This is a genomic window from Roseibium sp., from assembly GCF_965229775.1.
Classification (GTDB): domain Bacteria; phylum Pseudomonadota; class Alphaproteobacteria; order Rhizobiales; family Stappiaceae; genus Roseibium.
The window spans coordinates 2,329,420-2,345,403 of sequence record NZ_OZ245929.1; the positions used below are offsets into that span (position 1 = coordinate 2,329,420).

The 15,984-nt window shown below is 60.1% G+C and carries 12 protein-coding genes and 1 other RNA gene; 8 read left to right on the forward strand and 5 right to left on the reverse strand.

Features of this window, described 5'->3' with window-relative positions; translation table 11 throughout:
• Window positions 1-105 precede the first annotated feature (105 nt).
• The 6 genes from ACO07N_RS10635 to ACO07N_RS10660 all read left to right on the forward strand — a co-directional run bounded on the left by ACO07N_RS10635 (window position 106) and on the right by ACO07N_RS10660 (window position 9,388).
• A complete protein-coding gene (locus tag ACO07N_RS10635; protein ID WP_421980989.1) occupies window positions 106-1,491 on the forward strand; it encodes a diguanylate cyclase domain-containing protein in 1,386 nt (461 codons plus the stop codon).
• A 114-nt stretch (window positions 1,492-1,605) separates the two neighbouring features.
• On the forward strand, window positions 1,606-3,486 hold the full coding sequence (locus tag ACO07N_RS10640) for an extracellular solute-binding protein (protein WP_421984414.1): 1,881 nt from the start codon (window positions 1,606-1,608) through the stop codon (window positions 3,484-3,486).
• A complete protein-coding gene (locus tag ACO07N_RS10645; protein WP_421980990.1) occupies window positions 3,483-5,372 on the forward strand; it encodes an extracellular solute-binding protein in 1,890 nt (629 codons plus the stop codon). Before ACO07N_RS10640 ends, ACO07N_RS10645 begins: the two co-directional genes overlap by 4 nt.
• Before the next feature lie 64 nt (window positions 5,373-5,436).
• A complete protein-coding gene (locus ACO07N_RS10650) occupies window positions 5,437-6,558 on the forward strand; it encodes a microcin C ABC transporter permease YejB (protein WP_421980991.1) in 1,122 nt (373 codons plus the stop codon).
• Between the two features lie 3 nt (window positions 6,559-6,561).
• Window positions 6,562-7,764, forward strand: coding sequence for an ABC transporter permease (locus ACO07N_RS10655; protein ID WP_421980992.1), 1,203 nt, complete (start codon window positions 6,562-6,564; stop codon window positions 7,762-7,764).
• Window positions 7,757-9,388, forward strand: coding sequence for an ABC transporter ATP-binding protein (locus ACO07N_RS10660; protein WP_421980993.1), 1,632 nt, complete (start codon window positions 7,757-7,759; stop codon window positions 9,386-9,388). The genes ACO07N_RS10655 and ACO07N_RS10660 overlap by 8 nt, the downstream gene beginning before the upstream one ends.
• Before the next feature lie 36 nt (window positions 9,389-9,424).
• Here ACO07N_RS10660 and ACO07N_RS10665 read toward each other — a convergent pair whose 3' ends face one another.
• The 5 genes from ACO07N_RS10665 to ACO07N_RS10685 all read right to left on the reverse strand — a co-directional run bounded on the left by ACO07N_RS10665 (window position 9,425) and on the right by ACO07N_RS10685 (window position 14,876).
• Window positions 9,425-11,182 carry a putative bifunctional diguanylate cyclase/phosphodiesterase gene (locus ACO07N_RS10665; RefSeq protein WP_421980994.1) on the reverse strand — a complete coding sequence of 586 codons (1,758 nt, stop codon included), beginning with the start codon at window positions 11,180-11,182 and terminating at the stop codon, window positions 9,425-9,427.
• Between the two features lie 392 nt (window positions 11,183-11,574).
• Window positions 11,575-12,789, reverse strand: coding sequence for a lytic murein transglycosylase (locus ACO07N_RS10670; RefSeq protein WP_421980995.1), 1,215 nt, complete (start codon window positions 12,787-12,789; stop codon window positions 11,575-11,577).
• 66 nt (window positions 12,790-12,855) lie between these two features.
• A complete protein-coding gene (locus ACO07N_RS10675) occupies window positions 12,856-13,434 on the reverse strand; it encodes a histidine phosphatase family protein (RefSeq protein WP_421980996.1) in 579 nt (192 codons plus the stop codon).
• A complete protein-coding gene (gene nudC, locus ACO07N_RS10680; protein ID WP_421980997.1) occupies window positions 13,434-14,378 on the reverse strand; it encodes an NAD(+) diphosphatase in 945 nt (314 codons plus the stop codon). The genes ACO07N_RS10675 and nudC overlap by 1 nt, the downstream gene beginning before the upstream one ends.
• A gap of 81 nt (window positions 14,379-14,459) precedes the next feature.
• Window positions 14,460-14,876: an HIT domain-containing protein gene (locus tag ACO07N_RS10685; RefSeq protein ID WP_421980998.1), complete on the reverse strand. Its 417-nt coding sequence runs from the start codon at window positions 14,874-14,876 to the stop codon at window positions 14,460-14,462.
• A gap of 148 nt (window positions 14,877-15,024) precedes the next feature.
• Here ACO07N_RS10685 and ACO07N_RS10690 point away from each other — a divergent pair, with 148 nt between their 5' ends.
• Window positions 15,025-15,660, forward strand: coding sequence for a LysE family translocator (locus tag ACO07N_RS10690; RefSeq protein ID WP_421980999.1), 636 nt, complete (start codon window positions 15,025-15,027; stop codon window positions 15,658-15,660).
• 80 nt (window positions 15,661-15,740) lie between these two features.
• Window positions 15,741-15,838: signal recognition particle sRNA small type (ffs, locus tag ACO07N_RS10695), an RNA gene on the forward strand.
• Window positions 15,839-15,984 lie beyond the last annotated feature (146 nt).

A 15,984-nucleotide genomic window follows, 5' to 3' on the forward strand; every position in this document is an offset into this window, starting at 1 on the left:
CGAAGGTGGGTTCCGTTGTAGGACGGCGTTGGGTTGACGTCTGGCAGGGTCCACATGGGCAGACGCGCGAAACTAAAACATGTTCTAAAGCCAAGTGGGACCTGGGTGGCTTCCATTGCGGCCGTCTTTTGTTTCCTGGTGGGAATTGCGCTGACAGGCTACGTCGGACTGTTCGTGCGCAGTGAACTCGTCTACCACCACAAAAGCGACGTTCTGAGCGAGCTGAACGGCGTTCGTGCGCGCCTTGAGCTCGAGATCGGGCGCGCGGTCGCCCACGGGCTCGGCCTTCGGGACTATCTCGCGGAGTTCGAGGGCCGCGCCTTCGAACCGGACACCTTCCGCAATATTGCCACGGAACTGATCAACGAAAATCCCGGCATCCGCTCGATCGGCATAGCGCCTGGAAACATTCTGCGGGCCGTTTATCCGCTTGCACCGAACGAGGGCGCCGTCGGACTTGACTACCGCTCGAACACGGCCCAGTGGCCGGCGGTTGAACAGGCGATGCGTTCCAGGGAAATCGTTGTATCGGGTCCGGTCGATCTTGTTCAGGGCGGACGCGCGCTACTGGTCCGCATTCCCGTTTATCCGGCAAGCTACACCAGCCAGCCGCTTGCCGAGCGCACATACTGGGGCGTTGCCACGCTGGTGATGGACGAGGCGAAGCTCCTTGCGGCCGCCGGCGCCCTGTCCGTTCCCGAAGGCATCCGGATCTCGGTGATGTCGCAACCGGGAGACGGCGACGCTGCGGAGCTTCTGTTCGGGGACGCGATCCCTGCCGGCGCGGACCCGGTCAGCGCACCGCTGCTCTTGCCCGGCAATGTGGAATGGCAGCTTCTGGGCTACCCGGTCGAAGGCTGGCGGAGCACCGGCAGGGAAGTGTGGATCACGCAGTTTGTCGGCAGCGTCCTCGCCCTGGTTTTCAGCGCCATGACGTTCCTGCTCATCAGCGAAATCTACCGGGCGAGGTCGATTGCATTGCATGATCCGCTGACCGGGCTCGCAAACAGGCGCCTTTTGGAAGAGCGCATGAACCAGCTGGTGGCCATGTGCGACAGGTCCGGCGTGGGTTTCGAGATCTTCTATGTGGACCTGGACGCTTTTAAACCGGTCAACGATCACTACGGGCACTCCGTCGGCGACCAGCTCCTGATCGAGATCGGACGGCGCCTGCAGAACCAGACCCGCGAATATGACACGGTGGCGCGCGTCGGCGGCGATGAATTCATCGTGCTCACCCCCGGCAACATGCGGCAGGCGGAAAAGGAAACCTTCGTTGCCCGTCTGTCGGAGCGGGTGAATGCCGCGTTCCAGTTTTCCGGCACGCAAATCGACATAAGGGCGAGCATCGGCAGTGCGGGCTACCCGATGGATGCCGAGACCATCAGCGACCTCTTGCGTGTTGCCGACGCGCGCATGTACGCGCAGAAGGCCAGATCGAAGCCTTCCGCGTCGAATGTTCCCGAGGGCGGGGTTCCCCAAGCTGGTTAAATTTCTGTCATAATGACATCCAGCAGGTGACGTTTGTTCGGCTGATCCCTACACTGTTTCACAAGTAACCCTATAAATCTGGGTCTGAGGAACGGAAACGGGACGGAGAAACCGATAGTGTTTTCACGGCGTCTATTTAACAACGCGGCCGCGGCGGTCGGGTTTGTCAGTGTAGTTTCTTTTGCGGCGGTGCCGGCCGGACTGGCCAATACGTCCGAGCCTGAATGGCAACACGCAACGGCATTGACCGGAACACCCGGTTACAGCGCGGACGCCGCCCATTTCGACTATGTCAATCCGGACGCTCCGAAAGGCGGTCTGCTGCGCTTGTCGACGAGCGGTGGTTTTGACACGTTCAATCCGATCCTGCCGAAGGGCAACGTCGCGCCGGGCATCAATCTCATTTACGACAGCCTGATGGAACAGGCGCTCGACGAGGCCGACATCAGCGCCCAGTACGGTGTCATTGCCGAGGCGATGCGCTACCCGGAAGACTATTCCTGGGTCGAATACCGGCTCAACCCGGACGCCAGGTGGCATGACGGCAAGCCGATCACGCCGGAAGATGTCATCTGGTCGTTCGAGAAGGCGACCGAACTCAATCCGCGCCAGCGGTTCTACTACCAGAATGTGACATCGGCAGAAGAACTGCCCGGAGGCGTGGTGAGGTTCGAATTCGATACGGCGAACAACCGCGAGCTGCCTCACATTGTCGGGCAGGTGCTCGTGATGCCGAAACACTGGTGGACCGGCACCAACGACAAGGGTGAAACGAGGGATATCGGCGCCAGCACCCTGGAGCCGCCGCTGGGATCGGGGCCTTACGCGATCAAGAGCTTTGAACCGAACCGCCAGGTTGTCTACGAGCGGGTCGACGATTATTGGGGCGAAGACCTTCCGATCCGCGTCGGCACGAACAATTTCGGCGAGATACGCTACGATTCCTATCTGGACAGCACCGTTCAGCTCGAAGCCTTCAAGGGCGACCAGTTCGACTGGCGGTCTGAAAACGTGGCGAAAAACTGGTCGACGGGCTACCGGACACCGGCGGTCGATCAGGGCAGAATTCTGCTGGAAACCTTCCCGGACAAGGGCAGCGGGCTGATGCAGGCCTTCGTTCCGAACCTGCGGCGCGAAAAGTTCCAGGACGAACGCGTCCGCCGTGCCATGAACTATGCCTTCGATTTTGAATCGACCAACCGGACCGCGTTCTTCGATCAGTACAAGCGCATCGATTCCTACTTTGCCGGAACCGAACTTGCCCATTCCGGTCTTCCGGAAGGCAAGGAACTGGAAATCCTGGAAAGCGTCCGCGACCTGTTGCCGGCGGATGTCTTCACCGAAACCTACGAAAATCCCGTCGGCGGCGATCCGCAGACGATGCGCGGCAATCTGCGTGAGGCCTTCAATCTCCTGAAGGAAGCCGGCTACGAGCTGAAAAACGGGAAACTTGTCAGCAGCCAGACCGGCGAACCGTTCACCATCGAGTTCGTGTCCAACGATCCCAACTCCGAACGGTACGTGCTGCCCTTCGCGGCGAACCTGAAGCGCCTCGGGATCGACATGTCCTACCGGGTGCTGGACACGCCGCAATATATCAACCGGATCCGCAGCCGCGATTTCGACATGACGACACTCGGAATGGCCCAGTCGCTCTCTCCGGGCAACGAGCAGCGGGATTTCTGGGGGTCGGAAGCCGCCGACAAGCAGCAGTCCTACAATTACGCCGGGATCAAGGATCCGGGCATCGACGCGCTCATCGAGAAAGTGATCTTCGCCGAGGACCGGGAAACGTTGGTGGCAGCGACACGGGCGCTCGACCGGGTCTTGATGCACGGCAATTACGTCATCCCGCAGTGGTATATCGACACCTACAGGACCGCGCGGTGGGACCGTTTCGGACACCCGGACAACATTCCGGAGTTCACGCACGGCTTCCCGACGATCTGGTGGTATGACGAAGCGAAGGCCGAAAAGACGGGGGTAGCGAAATGAGCGCTGTCTCGACCCCGACCCGGAGGCAATTACTCAAGCTGTCGGGCGCTGCGGCGCTCGCCGGATCCATGCCCATCGGGACCACGTCCGGCTGGGCCGCCGGAACGTCAGCAGGCAAGCCCCAGCACGGCTTGTCGGTGTTCGGTGATCTCAAATACGGTCCCGATTTCACGCATTTCGACTATGCGAACCCCGACGCTCCAAAGGGTGGAACCTTCATCTTCCAGGCGCCTTACTGGTACTACAATCAGAACACCCTGACCTACAACACGTTCAATTCCTTCATTTTGAAGGGCGATGCGCCGCCGCGCATGGAACTGTGCTTCGACACGCTGATGGTGCGGGCCTATGACGAACCAGATGCCATGTACGGCCTTCTTGCCGAGACGGTGGAGGTCTCCGAAGACGGCAACACCTACACGTTCAATCTGCGGCCGGAAGCGCGTTTCCACGACGGTTCGAAGCTGACCGCCGAGGACGTCGCCTTTTCGCTGATGCTGCTCAAGGGAGACGGGCATCCGCAGATCAGCCAGAACATCCAGGAACTGATGGATGCCGAGATCCTGGACGAATACCGGGTTGCCCTGCATTTTTCCGGCAATCAGTCGCGGCAACTGCCGTTGCTCGTTGCCGGTCTGCCGATTTTTTCCAAGCGCTACTACACCGCCTATGATTTCAAGCAGAGCACGCTGACATCGCCTTTGTCGTCGGGCCCCTACAAGGTCGGCAAACACGCGGTCGGCCGCTATGTCGAATACCACCGGGTCGAGAACTATTGGGGAAATGATCTGGCGGTCCTGAAGGGACAGAAGAACTTCGACGTGATCCGCGTTGATTTCTACCGCGATCTGCAGGTGTCGTTCGAGGCCTTCAAGAAAGGCGAAATGACCTATCGCGAGGAGTTCCGGTCCAAATTCTGGGCGACGGAGTACACTTTCCCGGCAGTTGTCGAAAAGCGCGTGGTCAAGAAGGAGTTTCCGGACGGACGCCCCTCCGGCGCGCAGGGCTGGTTCATCAACACGCGCCGCGAGAAGTTCAAGGACCCGCGGGTCCGTCGCGCGCTCAGCTACGCGTTCGATTTTGAATGGTCGAACAAGAATCTGTTCTACGATCTTTATCAGAGGACCGAATCCTTTTTCGAGAATTCGGACATGAAGGCGGAAGGATTGCCCGCGCCGGACGAACTGGCGCTGTTGGAGCCCTATCGCGACAAGCTCCCCGAGAGCGTCTTTGAAACCGCATATATTCAGCCGGTCAGCGACGGGTCCGGTTTTGACCGGAAACTGCTCAGGCAGGCCAACGACCTCCTGAAGGAAGCCGGCTACGAACGTCAGGGCACCAGCCTGGTCGGACCGGACGGACAGCAGCTGACGATCGAGTTCCTGAACAATTCGCCTGCTTTCGAGCGCATCATCAATCCGTTTATCAAGAACCTGGAACGGCTCGGGGTAAACGCCACCTTCCGGCTTGTGGACCCGGCGCAGTATCAGTCGCGGCTGAACGACTATGATTTCGACATCTGCTCGCGGCGCTATTCCCTGAACGCGACGCTTTCCGAGGCGATCCGTACGTCCTGGGGGTCCAAGGCCGCGGCAACACCGGGAACCTACAACATCGCCGGTATTTCCGACCCCGTTGTCGATGCCCTGATCGACAAGGCCCTGGAAGCCGACACGCGTGAGGAGATGGTCGTGGCGGCGCGCGCGCTCGACCGGGTCCTCAGATCCGGCCACTACTGGGTGCCGCAATGGTTCAAACCTGTGCATAACGTTGCGGTATGGGACATGTTCGGACACCCGGACGTCACGCCACGCTATTTCTTTCCGGTGGAAGATCTCTGGTGGATAGACCAGGAAAAAGCGGAAAAGATCGGCAAAGCCGGGTAAAACCTGAATGTGGCAGTGTCAGTGCGCTTCATAAGTCCAAGGAAAAAGGGAACGAAATAACCCCATGGGCGCCTATATCCTACGCCGTGTCCTGTTGATGATACCGACCCTCGTCGGGATCATGGCCATCAACTTCATCATCATCCAGTTCGCGCCCGGCGGGCCCGTGGAACGCGTGATTGCGCAACTCCAGGGAACGGACGTGTCGGCGACCGCCCGGATCAGCGGCGGAGGCAGCGACTTTTCAGCGACCGGCAACGAAGCCTCTGGCGGGAGCGGGACCGCGGGCGATGCGGTCACGTCCAAGTATCGCGGCGCTCAGGGGCTCGACCCGGAATTCATCAAGGAACTGGAAGCGCAGTTCGGTTTCGACAAGCCGCCGCTTGAAAGGTTCCTGACGATGCTCTGGAACTACGCCCGGTTCGATTTTGGCGAGAGCTATTTCCGGGACATCCGCATCATCGATCTCATCAAGGAAAAACTGCCGGTCTCCATCTCGCTCGGGCTCTGGATGACCCTGATCTCCTACATGATCTCGATCCCGCTCGGTATCCGCAAGGCAGTCAAGGACGGAAGCCGGTTCGACATCTGGACATCCGGGATCATCATCATCGCCTATGCGATCCCCGGGTTCCTGTTCGCGGTGCTTCTCATTGTCCTGTTCGCCGGCGGGTCGTTCTGGGATTTCTTCCCCTTGCGCGGGCTGACCTCGGACAATTGGGCGGAGCTGTCCTGGTACGCAAAGATCATCGATTACTTCTGGCACCTTGTCCTGCCGCTGATTGCCCTGTCTCTCTCGGCTTTCGCGACCCTGACGCTGCTGACGAAAAACTCGTTCCTCGATGAAATCCGAAAACAGTATGTCATCACCGCGCGGGCGAAGGGGCTTGGGGAAAGCCAGGTTCTCTACGGCCACGTTTTCCGCAACGCGATGCTGATCGTGGTGGCCGGGTTCCCGGGTGCCTTCATCTCGGCCTTCTTCGCCGGGTCACTCCTGATCGAGCAGATCTTCTCGCTGGACGGACTGGGGCTTCTCAGCTTCGAATCGGTGATCAACAGGGACTACGCGGTCGTCTTCGCAACCCTCTACATCTTTGCCCTGATGGGTCTCATCGTGAACCTGATCTCGGACCTGACCTACACCTGGATCGATCCCCGGATCGACTTTGAAAGCCGGGAGGTGTGATCCATGGATACGCGCCTTGACAAGGATCTCGAAGGGGCAGGGTACGATGTCCTGAACCCGTTGCCGGAAGAGACGGCGCCGCCGCCGGTCAAGCGGGGCCTTTCGCCAATCAACCGGCGCAGGCTCGAGAATTTCAAGGCGAACCGGCGCGGGTACTGGTCCTTGTGGATCTTTCTCGTCCTGTTCTTCATGACCCTGTTTTCCGAGTTTCTGGTCAACGACCGGCCGATCGTGGCCATGTACAAGGGCGAGTTCCTGACACCGGTCTTCACCGAGTATCCGGAAGAGAAGTTCGGCGGGTTTCTGGCGACCACGGATTTCCGCGATCCCTTCATCCAGGAGGAAATCAACGCCAACGGCTGGATGCTCTGGCCGCCGGTGCGCTACTCCTACAACACGGTCAACAACGAGATACCGGTTGCCGCCCCGTCTCCGCCGACATGGATGATTCCCAAGGCGGAGCGCTGCGTTCAGTACCCGTTGGGAGACGAGGACCCGAACTGCACCCTGGGGAACTGGAACTGGCTCGGGACGGACGATCAGGGCAGGGACGTCGTCGGCAGGTTGTTTTACGGCTTCAGGCTGTCCGTCCTGTTCGGACTTGCGCTGACGCTTGCCTCGTCGGTGATCGGCATCGCTGCGGGGGCGACGCAAGGTTATTACGGCGGATGGGTCGATCTGGGCTTCCAGCGCTTCACCGAGATCTGGTCTGCGATGCCGACCCTCTATCTCATTCTGATCATTTCATCGGTGCTCACACCCGGCTTCTGGGTGTTGTTCTCGATCCTGCTCGCCTTTTCCTGGATAGCTCTCGTCGGCGTGGTCCGCGCGGAGTTCCTGAGGGGGCGGAACTTTGAATATATCTCCGCCGCGCGGGCGCTCGGGGTCTCCAATCCGGTGATCATGTGGCGGCACCTGCTTCCCAACGCCATGGTCGCGACCCTCACGTTCATGCCGTTCATCCTTAACGGATCGATCTCGACGCTCACGGCGCTGGATTTTCTCGGGCTGGGTCTGCCGCCCGGATCACCGTCACTCGGCGAGCTTCTTCGGCAGGGAAAGAACAACCTCAATGCGCCCTGGCTCGGCCTCACCGGCTTCTTCGTTCTGTCGATCATGCTGAGCCTGTTGATCTTTATCGGCGAAGCCGTGCGCGACGCCTTCGACCCGCGCAAGAGCCTGGCGCAGGGAGGTGCCAATGGCTAGCCGCACGCTCATCTCCGTCAAGGACCTTTCGGTCGCCTTTGCCCAGGGCAAGGGCCAGTCGCTCGCCGTCGACGGGATTTCCTTCGACATCGACAAGGGCGAGACGATCGCGCTGGTCGGTGAAAGCGGTTCCGGCAAGTCCGTTTCCGCGCTCTCGATCCTGAAGCTGCTGCCGTATCCGGCGGCGTCCCACCCGTCCGGCGAGATCCTGATGAACGGTCAGGATCTTCTGAAGGCGAGCGACAACGAGTTGCGCAAGATCCGCGGCAATGCGGTGTCGATGATCTTCCAGGAACCGATGACCTCGCTCAATCCGTTGCACACGGTTGAAAAGCAGATTTCGGAAGTGCTGCGTATCCACCGGGGCATGGGCGAAGCGCAGGCGCGCAAGCGGGTGTTGGAACTGCTCGACCAGGTCGGCATTCGCGAGGCGGAAACCAGGCTGAAATCCTATCCGCACCAGCTCTCCGGCGGACAGCGTCAGCGTGTCATGATCGCCATGGCGCTCGCCAACGAACCCGACCTCCTGATTGCCGATGAACCGACGACGGCGCTCGACGTGACCGTACAGGCACAGATACTTGAACTCCTGAAGAAACTGCAACGCCGGCAGGGCATGGCCATGCTGTTCATCACCCACGACCTCGGCATCGTGCGCAAATTCGCGGACCGCGTCTGCGTGATGACGGACGGCAAGATCGTGGAACAGGGGCCGGTCGCGGATATCTTCGACAATCCGCAGCACGACTACACCAAGCATCTTCTGGCCGCCGAGCCGAAGGGAGAACCGCCCGAGACGGACAAGTCCAAGCCGGTCGTGGTGCAGGCGGAGGATCTGAAAGTCTGGTTCCCGGTCAAGCGTGGTCTCCTGCGCAAGACCGTCGACCACATCAAGGCCGTCGACGGCATCGATATCGAGGTCAGGCAGGGACAGACACTGGGGATCGTCGGTGAGAGCGGGTCCGGCAAGACGACGCTCGGTCTGGCGATCCTGCGCATGATCTCGTCGACCGGACGGATTTCGTTCGACGGCAACGAGATACAGCAGAACTCGTGGAAGCAGATGAAGCCTCTGCGCCGGGACATGCAGATCGTTTTCCAGGATCCCTTCGGCGCCTTGTCACCGCGCATGTCCGTCGCCGATATCGTCGGCGAGGGGCTGCAGGTTCATTTCCCGGAAATGTCCTATGAGGACAGGGACCGGAAAGTCGCCCAGGCCCTGGTCGAAGTCGGGCTGGAGGCCGGCATGCGGCACCGGTATCCGCACGAGTTTTCGGGCGGTCAGCGGCAGCGGATCTCGATTGCGCGCGCAATGGTTCTGGAACCCAAGTTCGTCATGCTCGACGAACCGACCTCCGCGCTCGACATGAGCGTGCAGGCCCAGGTGGTCGATCTGCTGCGCGATCTGCAAAAGGCGCATGGCCTCGCGTATCTCTTCATCTCCCACGATCTGAAGGTCGTGCGGGCGCTTGCGAACGAAGTGATCGTAATGCGGCAGGGCAAGGTCGTGGAGGCCGGGCCGTCGGAGCAGATTTTCGATGCACCGAGAACCGACTACACCCGGGCGCTCATGGCCGCCGCTTTCCGCCTGGAAACGGCACCGGAAGGCGTTGTGAACGCCTGATTTTGCTGGCAGGGCCTTTCGATTGCAGCACAAACATCAAACGGCTTGTGATCCGAAACGATCGCGTGTGAGCCTTTGGGCGTAGGCAAGGGCTGCGGTCTGGTCCAGAGGTTTGGAGAAGAAGTAGCCCTGGCCGAGATTTGCACCGGTTGAAACGGCGAGGTTCAACTGGGCCTGATTTTCAATCCCTTCGACGACCACTTCCTTGTTGAGGCCCTTCGCCATTTCGACGATCTTCGCGAACAGAAAATGCTTTTCATTGTTTTTTGCGATGTCCTGGAGGAAGGAACGGTCGATCTTGATTTCGTCGAAGACCAGTTGCTGCAGGTAGCGCAGTGACGAATAGCCGGTTCCGAAATCATCCAGGGCAACGCGAACACCATTTGCGCGCATGCTGCTCAGGCTCTCGTTTGCCGATGCCACATTCTCCACGAGCACGCTTTCAGTCACCTCGATCGTCAGACATCGCGGCGGCAATCCGGCCTTCGTGACGCAATCAAGAATCCTGTCTGCAATCTGCGGTGTTCTGAACCCGAGAGCCGAGACATTTGAACTGATCCTGACCTGCGTTCCCGTAAGGTTGATGGCACAAACCGCGAATTCGGCAGCCTTGGCAAGCGTTGCAAGGTCAAGTTCGAGCACCGTGCCGGTTTCTTCGGCGATCTTGACGAACTCGCCCGGCGATACGGGCTTTGAATGCAGGTCCCACCTGGCTAGCGATTCGAATTCCACTGGCAGCCCGCTCGCAAGACAGATCTTGGGCTGGAACGCCACGCTCAACTCGTTGTGCCGGATGGCCTGGGGAAGTGCGGAGGTTATGAGCGACCGCCGGTTCAGGTCGCGGCGGATACCGTCATCAAATTCGCAGTACTGATCCTTGCCTCCGTTCTTGGCGACATAAAGCGCCGCGTCCGCATATTTCAGGAAGCTCTTCCTATCGTGCAACTGTCCGGGCCCGCATTCGGACAGGCCGACGGAGCAGCTTGATTGGATCGAAAAGCTGTCATGGGTCACTTCACGGCGGACCAGGTCAACGATGCTGGTACCGATCGATCGCATGGAAGGGATGCGTTCGGTTTTCGGGACAAGGAGGGCAAATTCGTCGCCACCCAGTCTTGCCGCCAGTCCTGAGGCATCAATGGCAAGGTTCTGTAACCGGCTGCCAATGGCGACGAGCAGGGCATCCCCCGCATCGTGTCCCATCGTATCGTTGATCGTCTTGAAATCGTCGAGATCTATCAGCGCCAGGAAAAACCTTTTTTCGCAACCTTCCGCGCAGATGTCGCCGAGCTTTTCCATGAACACGGAACGCCGCACAAGGCCCGTCAGGGAATCGTGGGACAAAACGAAATTTGAATGTGCTTCCGCCTCCCGTCTCTGTCTTTCAAGTTGCACCTGGCTTTCAAGTTCCACGATGGCCCGGGTTCGCCGGTATTCGCGGTTGGCCAGGATCTGATAGCCCAGCAGCAGCAGTCCGAACGCGAAACCCGCATAGGCCAGGCTTCTCGCAACATAACCGGTGAGGTCGGACTCAACGACAAAGGCACCCATCACGTCGCCCTTGGCAAAACGCGCGCTGCCCAATTCCCTGTTGTGACAGGTGACGCAGACCTCGGACGTCGCCAGGGTCGGGAATATCGAACGGCCGACGACACGCCAGTCCTCGACACGCAGCTCTTCGTGAATGCCGGCATTCCCGCTCGCAGCGATGCGGTCGATCGTGTCGGCAACATGCGCGAGCGGCTCCGTATAGCCGAGTTCAGCACCGGGACGCCCAGGAACCCTTACAGTCATGGGGGCATGGCTTGTGTTGCCGAGACGGGCCTGAAGAAAGGTCTCGAGTCCCATCCGCCGGAACGCGGCGGGTAAAGGCATGCCCGCTGAGTGCTGTTCGGCATATTGGCCGACAAACGCCTCGGCGAGTTGCACAATCCGGGCTCGGTCATCGGCTTCTGTTCGACTGAATTCCCAAAGGGAAACCGAAAAAAAGGAAAGGGCAAGCACAAGTGCTCCGGTAAACACCAGTGAGGCTGAAGCTAGTGGTTGTTGCCGAAACAGTCTCATGCGTAGTTAAAATTGCCGATAACGTGAGTAGTTCGACAAAGTTTACATGGATCTGATTACTGAACCATTGCTTGATGTGTGGCTTTTAGTTTGTTTTGTACGTATTTTTTTTAAGGGTGTTTTCACCCAACCCAGCAAGTCGCAAAGAAACCATTCTTTTCCTGGTCCTTGCCGATGGACCGGCGCGTCTTGAAGCCGATCAGCCCATCGGCACCGCCGACATCATGGCCGAGACCTTCAAGGCGAACCTGGAGATTGCGCACCGCCCCGCGCGTCGTGTCCTTCATCGGTTTCCAGCTGGCGACGAAGGGCTTGTTGCTGCCGTAGCGGTCAGCAAGGTGGCCCACGAAAAGCGCATAGGTGTCGCTCTCGTTGTATTCCTTGAGGACGTAGAAATTCTCGGTGGCTATGAAAGCCGGACCATAGCGGCCTGCGGGCAGAAGAATGTTGCCTGGACGGTTGATCTCATTGTCCGGAAAGGGTTTGCCGCTGACACGCTTGACGCCTTCGCCGACAAACCGGGATATTTTCTGCCGGTTGTCCGGGCCCTCGCGGGTGCAGGAGACCGTCTCCGGAAGATGGACCTCATAACCCCAGTCGCGGCCTTTCTGCCAACCGTGTGCGGCAAGGTAATTGGCGATCGAGGCCATGGTATCGACCTGGGACGTCCAGATGTTGCGTTTGCCGTCACCATCGAAGTCGACGGCATATTTCAGGTAGGAAGACGGCAGGAATTGCGGTTGCCCCATGGCCCCGCCCCAGGAGCTTCGCATGGCACTGCGGGAGACATCACCTTTCTGAAGGATATTCAGCGCGGCGATCAACTCGCCCTTGAAGAAGTCGGCGCGCTGGCCCATGAAGGCCTGCGTTGCCAGCACTCTAAGGGCGTCATGCGGGATCTTGGCGCCCCCATAGCCGGATTCGCGCGCCCAGATCGCCAGGATGATCCGCTTGGGAACACCGTATTTCGCCTCGATTCTCTGAAGCGTTGCCGCGTGCTTCTGCATGAGGCGGCGGCCACCGGGGACCAGCGAATTGAACTGGCTGTCCCGGAAGTAGCGTTGCGGAGACCGGAATTCGGCCTGGAAATTGATCTTCGGCGGAGCGCCCTTGCCGCCCGGTCCGACAAGGCCCGGCAGCGACGTATCCGGCGTCAACCCTGCCAGTTCCCTGTCCAGAGTTGCCTGTGACACACCGGCCCGTTTCGCCTCGGGGATGACGGTCTCATTCAGAAACTGACGGAACTGGGCATCGTATTTTCCCGCATTTGCACTGCCGGCAAGGGCAACGAGCGGTATCAGAAGCGCGGCAAGGGCAAGTGTCAGACCTCGGATCACGGCAGGCTCCAGCAGTTGAATCTCGGCGGCAAGCTTAGCACGGCGCGCGGCGAAGTCCGACCGGCATCAGACCTCGATCCAGCTTAAATCACCCGCCGCCTGTGTCGTGAGCCAGTCTTTTTCGAACCGGTACCAGCTGCCGCCGCGCTTCTGGTCATGCGACCTGGATATTGGCGTTCCCATCAGGTGGCACATCAGCAGTGTGCCTGCCGCCCCGTGACCGGCAAAGAGAACGGGCGTCTCCGGTGCGATGCCCGCAATGACGTCCTTCACGCCGTTCAGGATGCGTGCCTGTGCGTCGATCGCCCGTTCCCAGCCACGCACGGAGGTTGCGGGATCGGCGAAGAACTGGTCCGCGACCGCCTCGAATTCGGCAGGGGGCAGGAAGCCGGTTGCCGATCTGTCGTTCTCGTGAAGATCCGCGCGCACGAGCGGTGTGAGGTTCTGTATTGCGGCAAAATACGCCGCGGTCTCGATCGCCTTCGTTTCCCCGCTGGAGACGACCGCGCCGATCCCAGATGCGAACGGGAGCCCGGTCGCCTGTTGTGCGCGCGCGCGGCCAACCTCCGAAAGGCCCCATTTAGGGACGGGGACATTCGGGTCGATCGCGACCTCGGGATGGGTCAGATAAATGCACCAGGTCATCACAGACGCTCTTCAAGCCAGCCGACGATGAGTTCATAGGCGATGGAGATGGATGGCGGTATCCGGTGTTCCTCCGGGTGGGTGCCGTCGATCATCTGGCGCACCTCCGCCCGGTCGCACCATTTGCACGCCTCCAGTTCGTCATCGGCAATCTCGATGTCGAGGGACGTTGCCGTGCCGATGCAGCCAAGCATGAGATTGGCGGGAAACGGCCAGGGCTGGTTGGAAACCAGGGCGACCTCGCCGACCCGGATCCGGCTTTCCTCGAACACCTCCCGTCTGACCGCCGCCTCGATTGTTTCCCCGGGTTCCATGAAGCCCGCCAGCGTGGTGTAGACGCCTTCCGGCAAACGTGCGGGCCGGCCGAGCAGGGCGCGGTCCTCATGCGTGATCAGCATGATCACGCAAGGATCGGTGCGGGGGAAATGCGGAGCGCCGCAGGACGGGCAGTCGCGCCGGTAGCCGCCTTCCGCCATATGGGTCTTCGCACCGCACCTGGAGCAGTGCTGGTGGGTCCGGTGCCAGTGGATCAGCGCCCGCGCCTGGGCAAGGACGCTGAGATCTTCGGTCGAAAACGCATTCTGGAGCGCAAGGTTGCGCAGGTCCTGAACGAGCAGGCTCTCGTTTGCTTCCAGATCCTCGTCGCTGCAGGGCAATGTCGTTGCGAACAGGGCCTGGCCGCTATCCGGGCGAAGGCCCAGGAACACCATTTCGTCGGCGCTTGCGCCGAGCGCCAGCGCCGATCCCAGATCGTGTCCGATGCCGTTCTCGGCTTCGTTCCGAAAGACCAGCGTCTTGTCCGTGGACAGCACGACCCGCGTTTCGGCAAGGTCGAGCAGGCCTTTCAGGTAGCTGATTTCACCGCGCCGTTCCGACTGCCTGTCGAGGGTGTTGTCGATAAAGCTCATCTCCATTGCCTGGAGACTGGCGGCAGCTGCTCGCATGGTAAGGTCCCTGAAAATTTTTTGGGAAGGAAAGCGTTTGGGCGGACTTTAGGGCCGCACGGATGGTGTGTCCAGCGCGGCCTATTGCACGTCAGCGAGAGCGTCCCTGAGATCGCCGATCAGCCGGTCGGCGTGGTCGGTCTCATAGTCTGCCGGCGGAACGACGCCCCAGACGGGGCCGGGCCATGCGCTGTCATTGCGGAACCGTGCGATCACATGAACATGAAGCTGTGATACCTGGTTGCCAAGCGCGCCGACATTCAGTTTCTCGCACTCCGTGACCGTTCTGAGCGCGCTGCTGGACAGCGCAATTTCCCGCATCAACTGCATCTGGTCGCTGTCGTCCAGATCGATGATCTCGACGAGGTCGGATTTGCGTGGCACGAGCAACAGCCACGGATAATTGGCATCTTTCATCAGCCGTACCGAGGACAGCGGCAGATCGGCGACAAAAATGCTGTCACCTTCAAGGCGTGGGTTGAGGGCAAAGGAAGTCATGGTCGGGTGTCCGGTTGCTTTGGTCTGCGGACGCCCGAAGTCGGGAAGCCCGCGAAAATTGCATTTGTCCAACATATGGGTAGATTGCTCGCGAAGCGAAGCTGTTTTCGTGAATATTCCCGCCACCTCGACATTTCCGGACGACGCCATGCCCCTTGAAACACTCCTCAGTTTTGCACTTGTCGCCGCGCTTCTGGTCATGTCGCCCGGACCGAATGGTGTTCTCATCGCGAAGACCGTGCCGACATCCGGAAAGGGAGCGGCCGCCTTCAACATCGCCGGCTTCGTCGCTGCGTTCTTCCTGCACGGAACTCTCTCCATCCTGGGCATCTCCGTGATCCTCGTGCATTCGGCAGAGGCGTTTTTCGTCGTCAAGATGCTCGGTGCGGCATACCTGGTCTGGATCGGCCTGAAAGCGCTCCGCGATGCCCTGACCGGGCGCGTGCTTGCTTCCGGATCCGTTGCCCCGGCCCGGCGCCGGCGCACCATGATCCGGGCCTGCGGCGAGGGGTTTTTGACCAATGCGCTGAACCCGAAGGTCTCCATGTTTTATCTCGCCGCCTTTCCGCAGTTCATTCCCGAGGGGGCGGGCGCCGTGGCGGCGGCCTTCTCTCTGGTTGCCGTGCATGCGCTGATCAACGTCATCTGGTTCGGGGCGATGGTGCTTCTGCTCTCCAGCGTCTCCAAAGCTGCCGGGAGCCCGGCCTTCCAGCGCTGGCTGAAAGGCATTACCGGTTTGGTGTTCATGGGGTTCGGTCTGAAACTGGCGACCTTGCGGCCCTGACGCGGCCGTTTCCCCGGCAAACAAAAAACCTCTGGCAGCCCCTTGCCAAACCCCAGGGGGCATCTGATATAAGGCGCTCGGGAGGTTGGTGGTGGACGAGCCACTCGCCAACCGGGTCAGGTCCGGAAGGAAGCAGCCCTAACGAGCCTCGGCACGGGTCGCCGTGCCAGCCTCCCACCCTCATGAAACCCGCATACTTTGCGGCGGCCGCCTCCGGGCGGCATTTTTGTTTGTGCAGGCACCAGGGCCACCGTTGACTGGTCCCGGCTTGTGCAATCCGCATTTCACAGAAAAACGCAATCTTGCCGTCCCCATTTTCGAAAA

Excerpts from the sequence above, each read along its gene's own strand:
- ACO07N_RS10650 (WP_421980991.1), top strand. The coding sequence starts at position 5,437 with ATGGGCGCCTATATCCTACGCCGTGTCCTGTTGATGATACCGACCCTC.
- ACO07N_RS10645 (WP_421980990.1), top strand. The coding sequence starts at position 3,483 with ATGAGCGCTGTCTCGACCCCGACCCGGAGGCAATTACTCAAGCTGTCG.
- ACO07N_RS10660 (WP_421980993.1), top strand. The coding sequence starts at position 7,757 with ATGGCTAGCCGCACGCTCATCTCCGTCAAGGACCTTTCGGTCGCCTTT.
- nudC (WP_421980997.1), bottom strand. The coding sequence starts at position 14,378 with ATGCGAGCAGCTGCCGCCAGTCTCCAGGCAATGGAGATGAGCTTTATC.
- ACO07N_RS10690 (WP_421980999.1), top strand. The coding sequence starts at position 15,025 with ATGCCCCTTGAAACACTCCTCAGTTTTGCACTTGTCGCCGCGCTTCTG.
- ACO07N_RS10655 (WP_421980992.1), top strand. The coding sequence starts at position 6,562 with ATGGATACGCGCCTTGACAAGGATCTCGAAGGGGCAGGGTACGATGTC.
- ACO07N_RS10675 (WP_421980996.1), bottom strand. The coding sequence starts at position 13,434 with ATGACCTGGTGCATTTATCTGACCCATCCCGAGGTCGCGATCGACCCG.
- ACO07N_RS10685 (WP_421980998.1), bottom strand. The coding sequence starts at position 14,876 with ATGACTTCCTTTGCCCTCAACCCACGCCTTGAAGGTGACAGCATTTTT.
- ACO07N_RS10665 (WP_421980994.1), bottom strand. The coding sequence starts at position 11,182 with ATGACTGTAAGGGTTCCTGGGCGTCCCGGTGCTGAACTCGGCTATACG.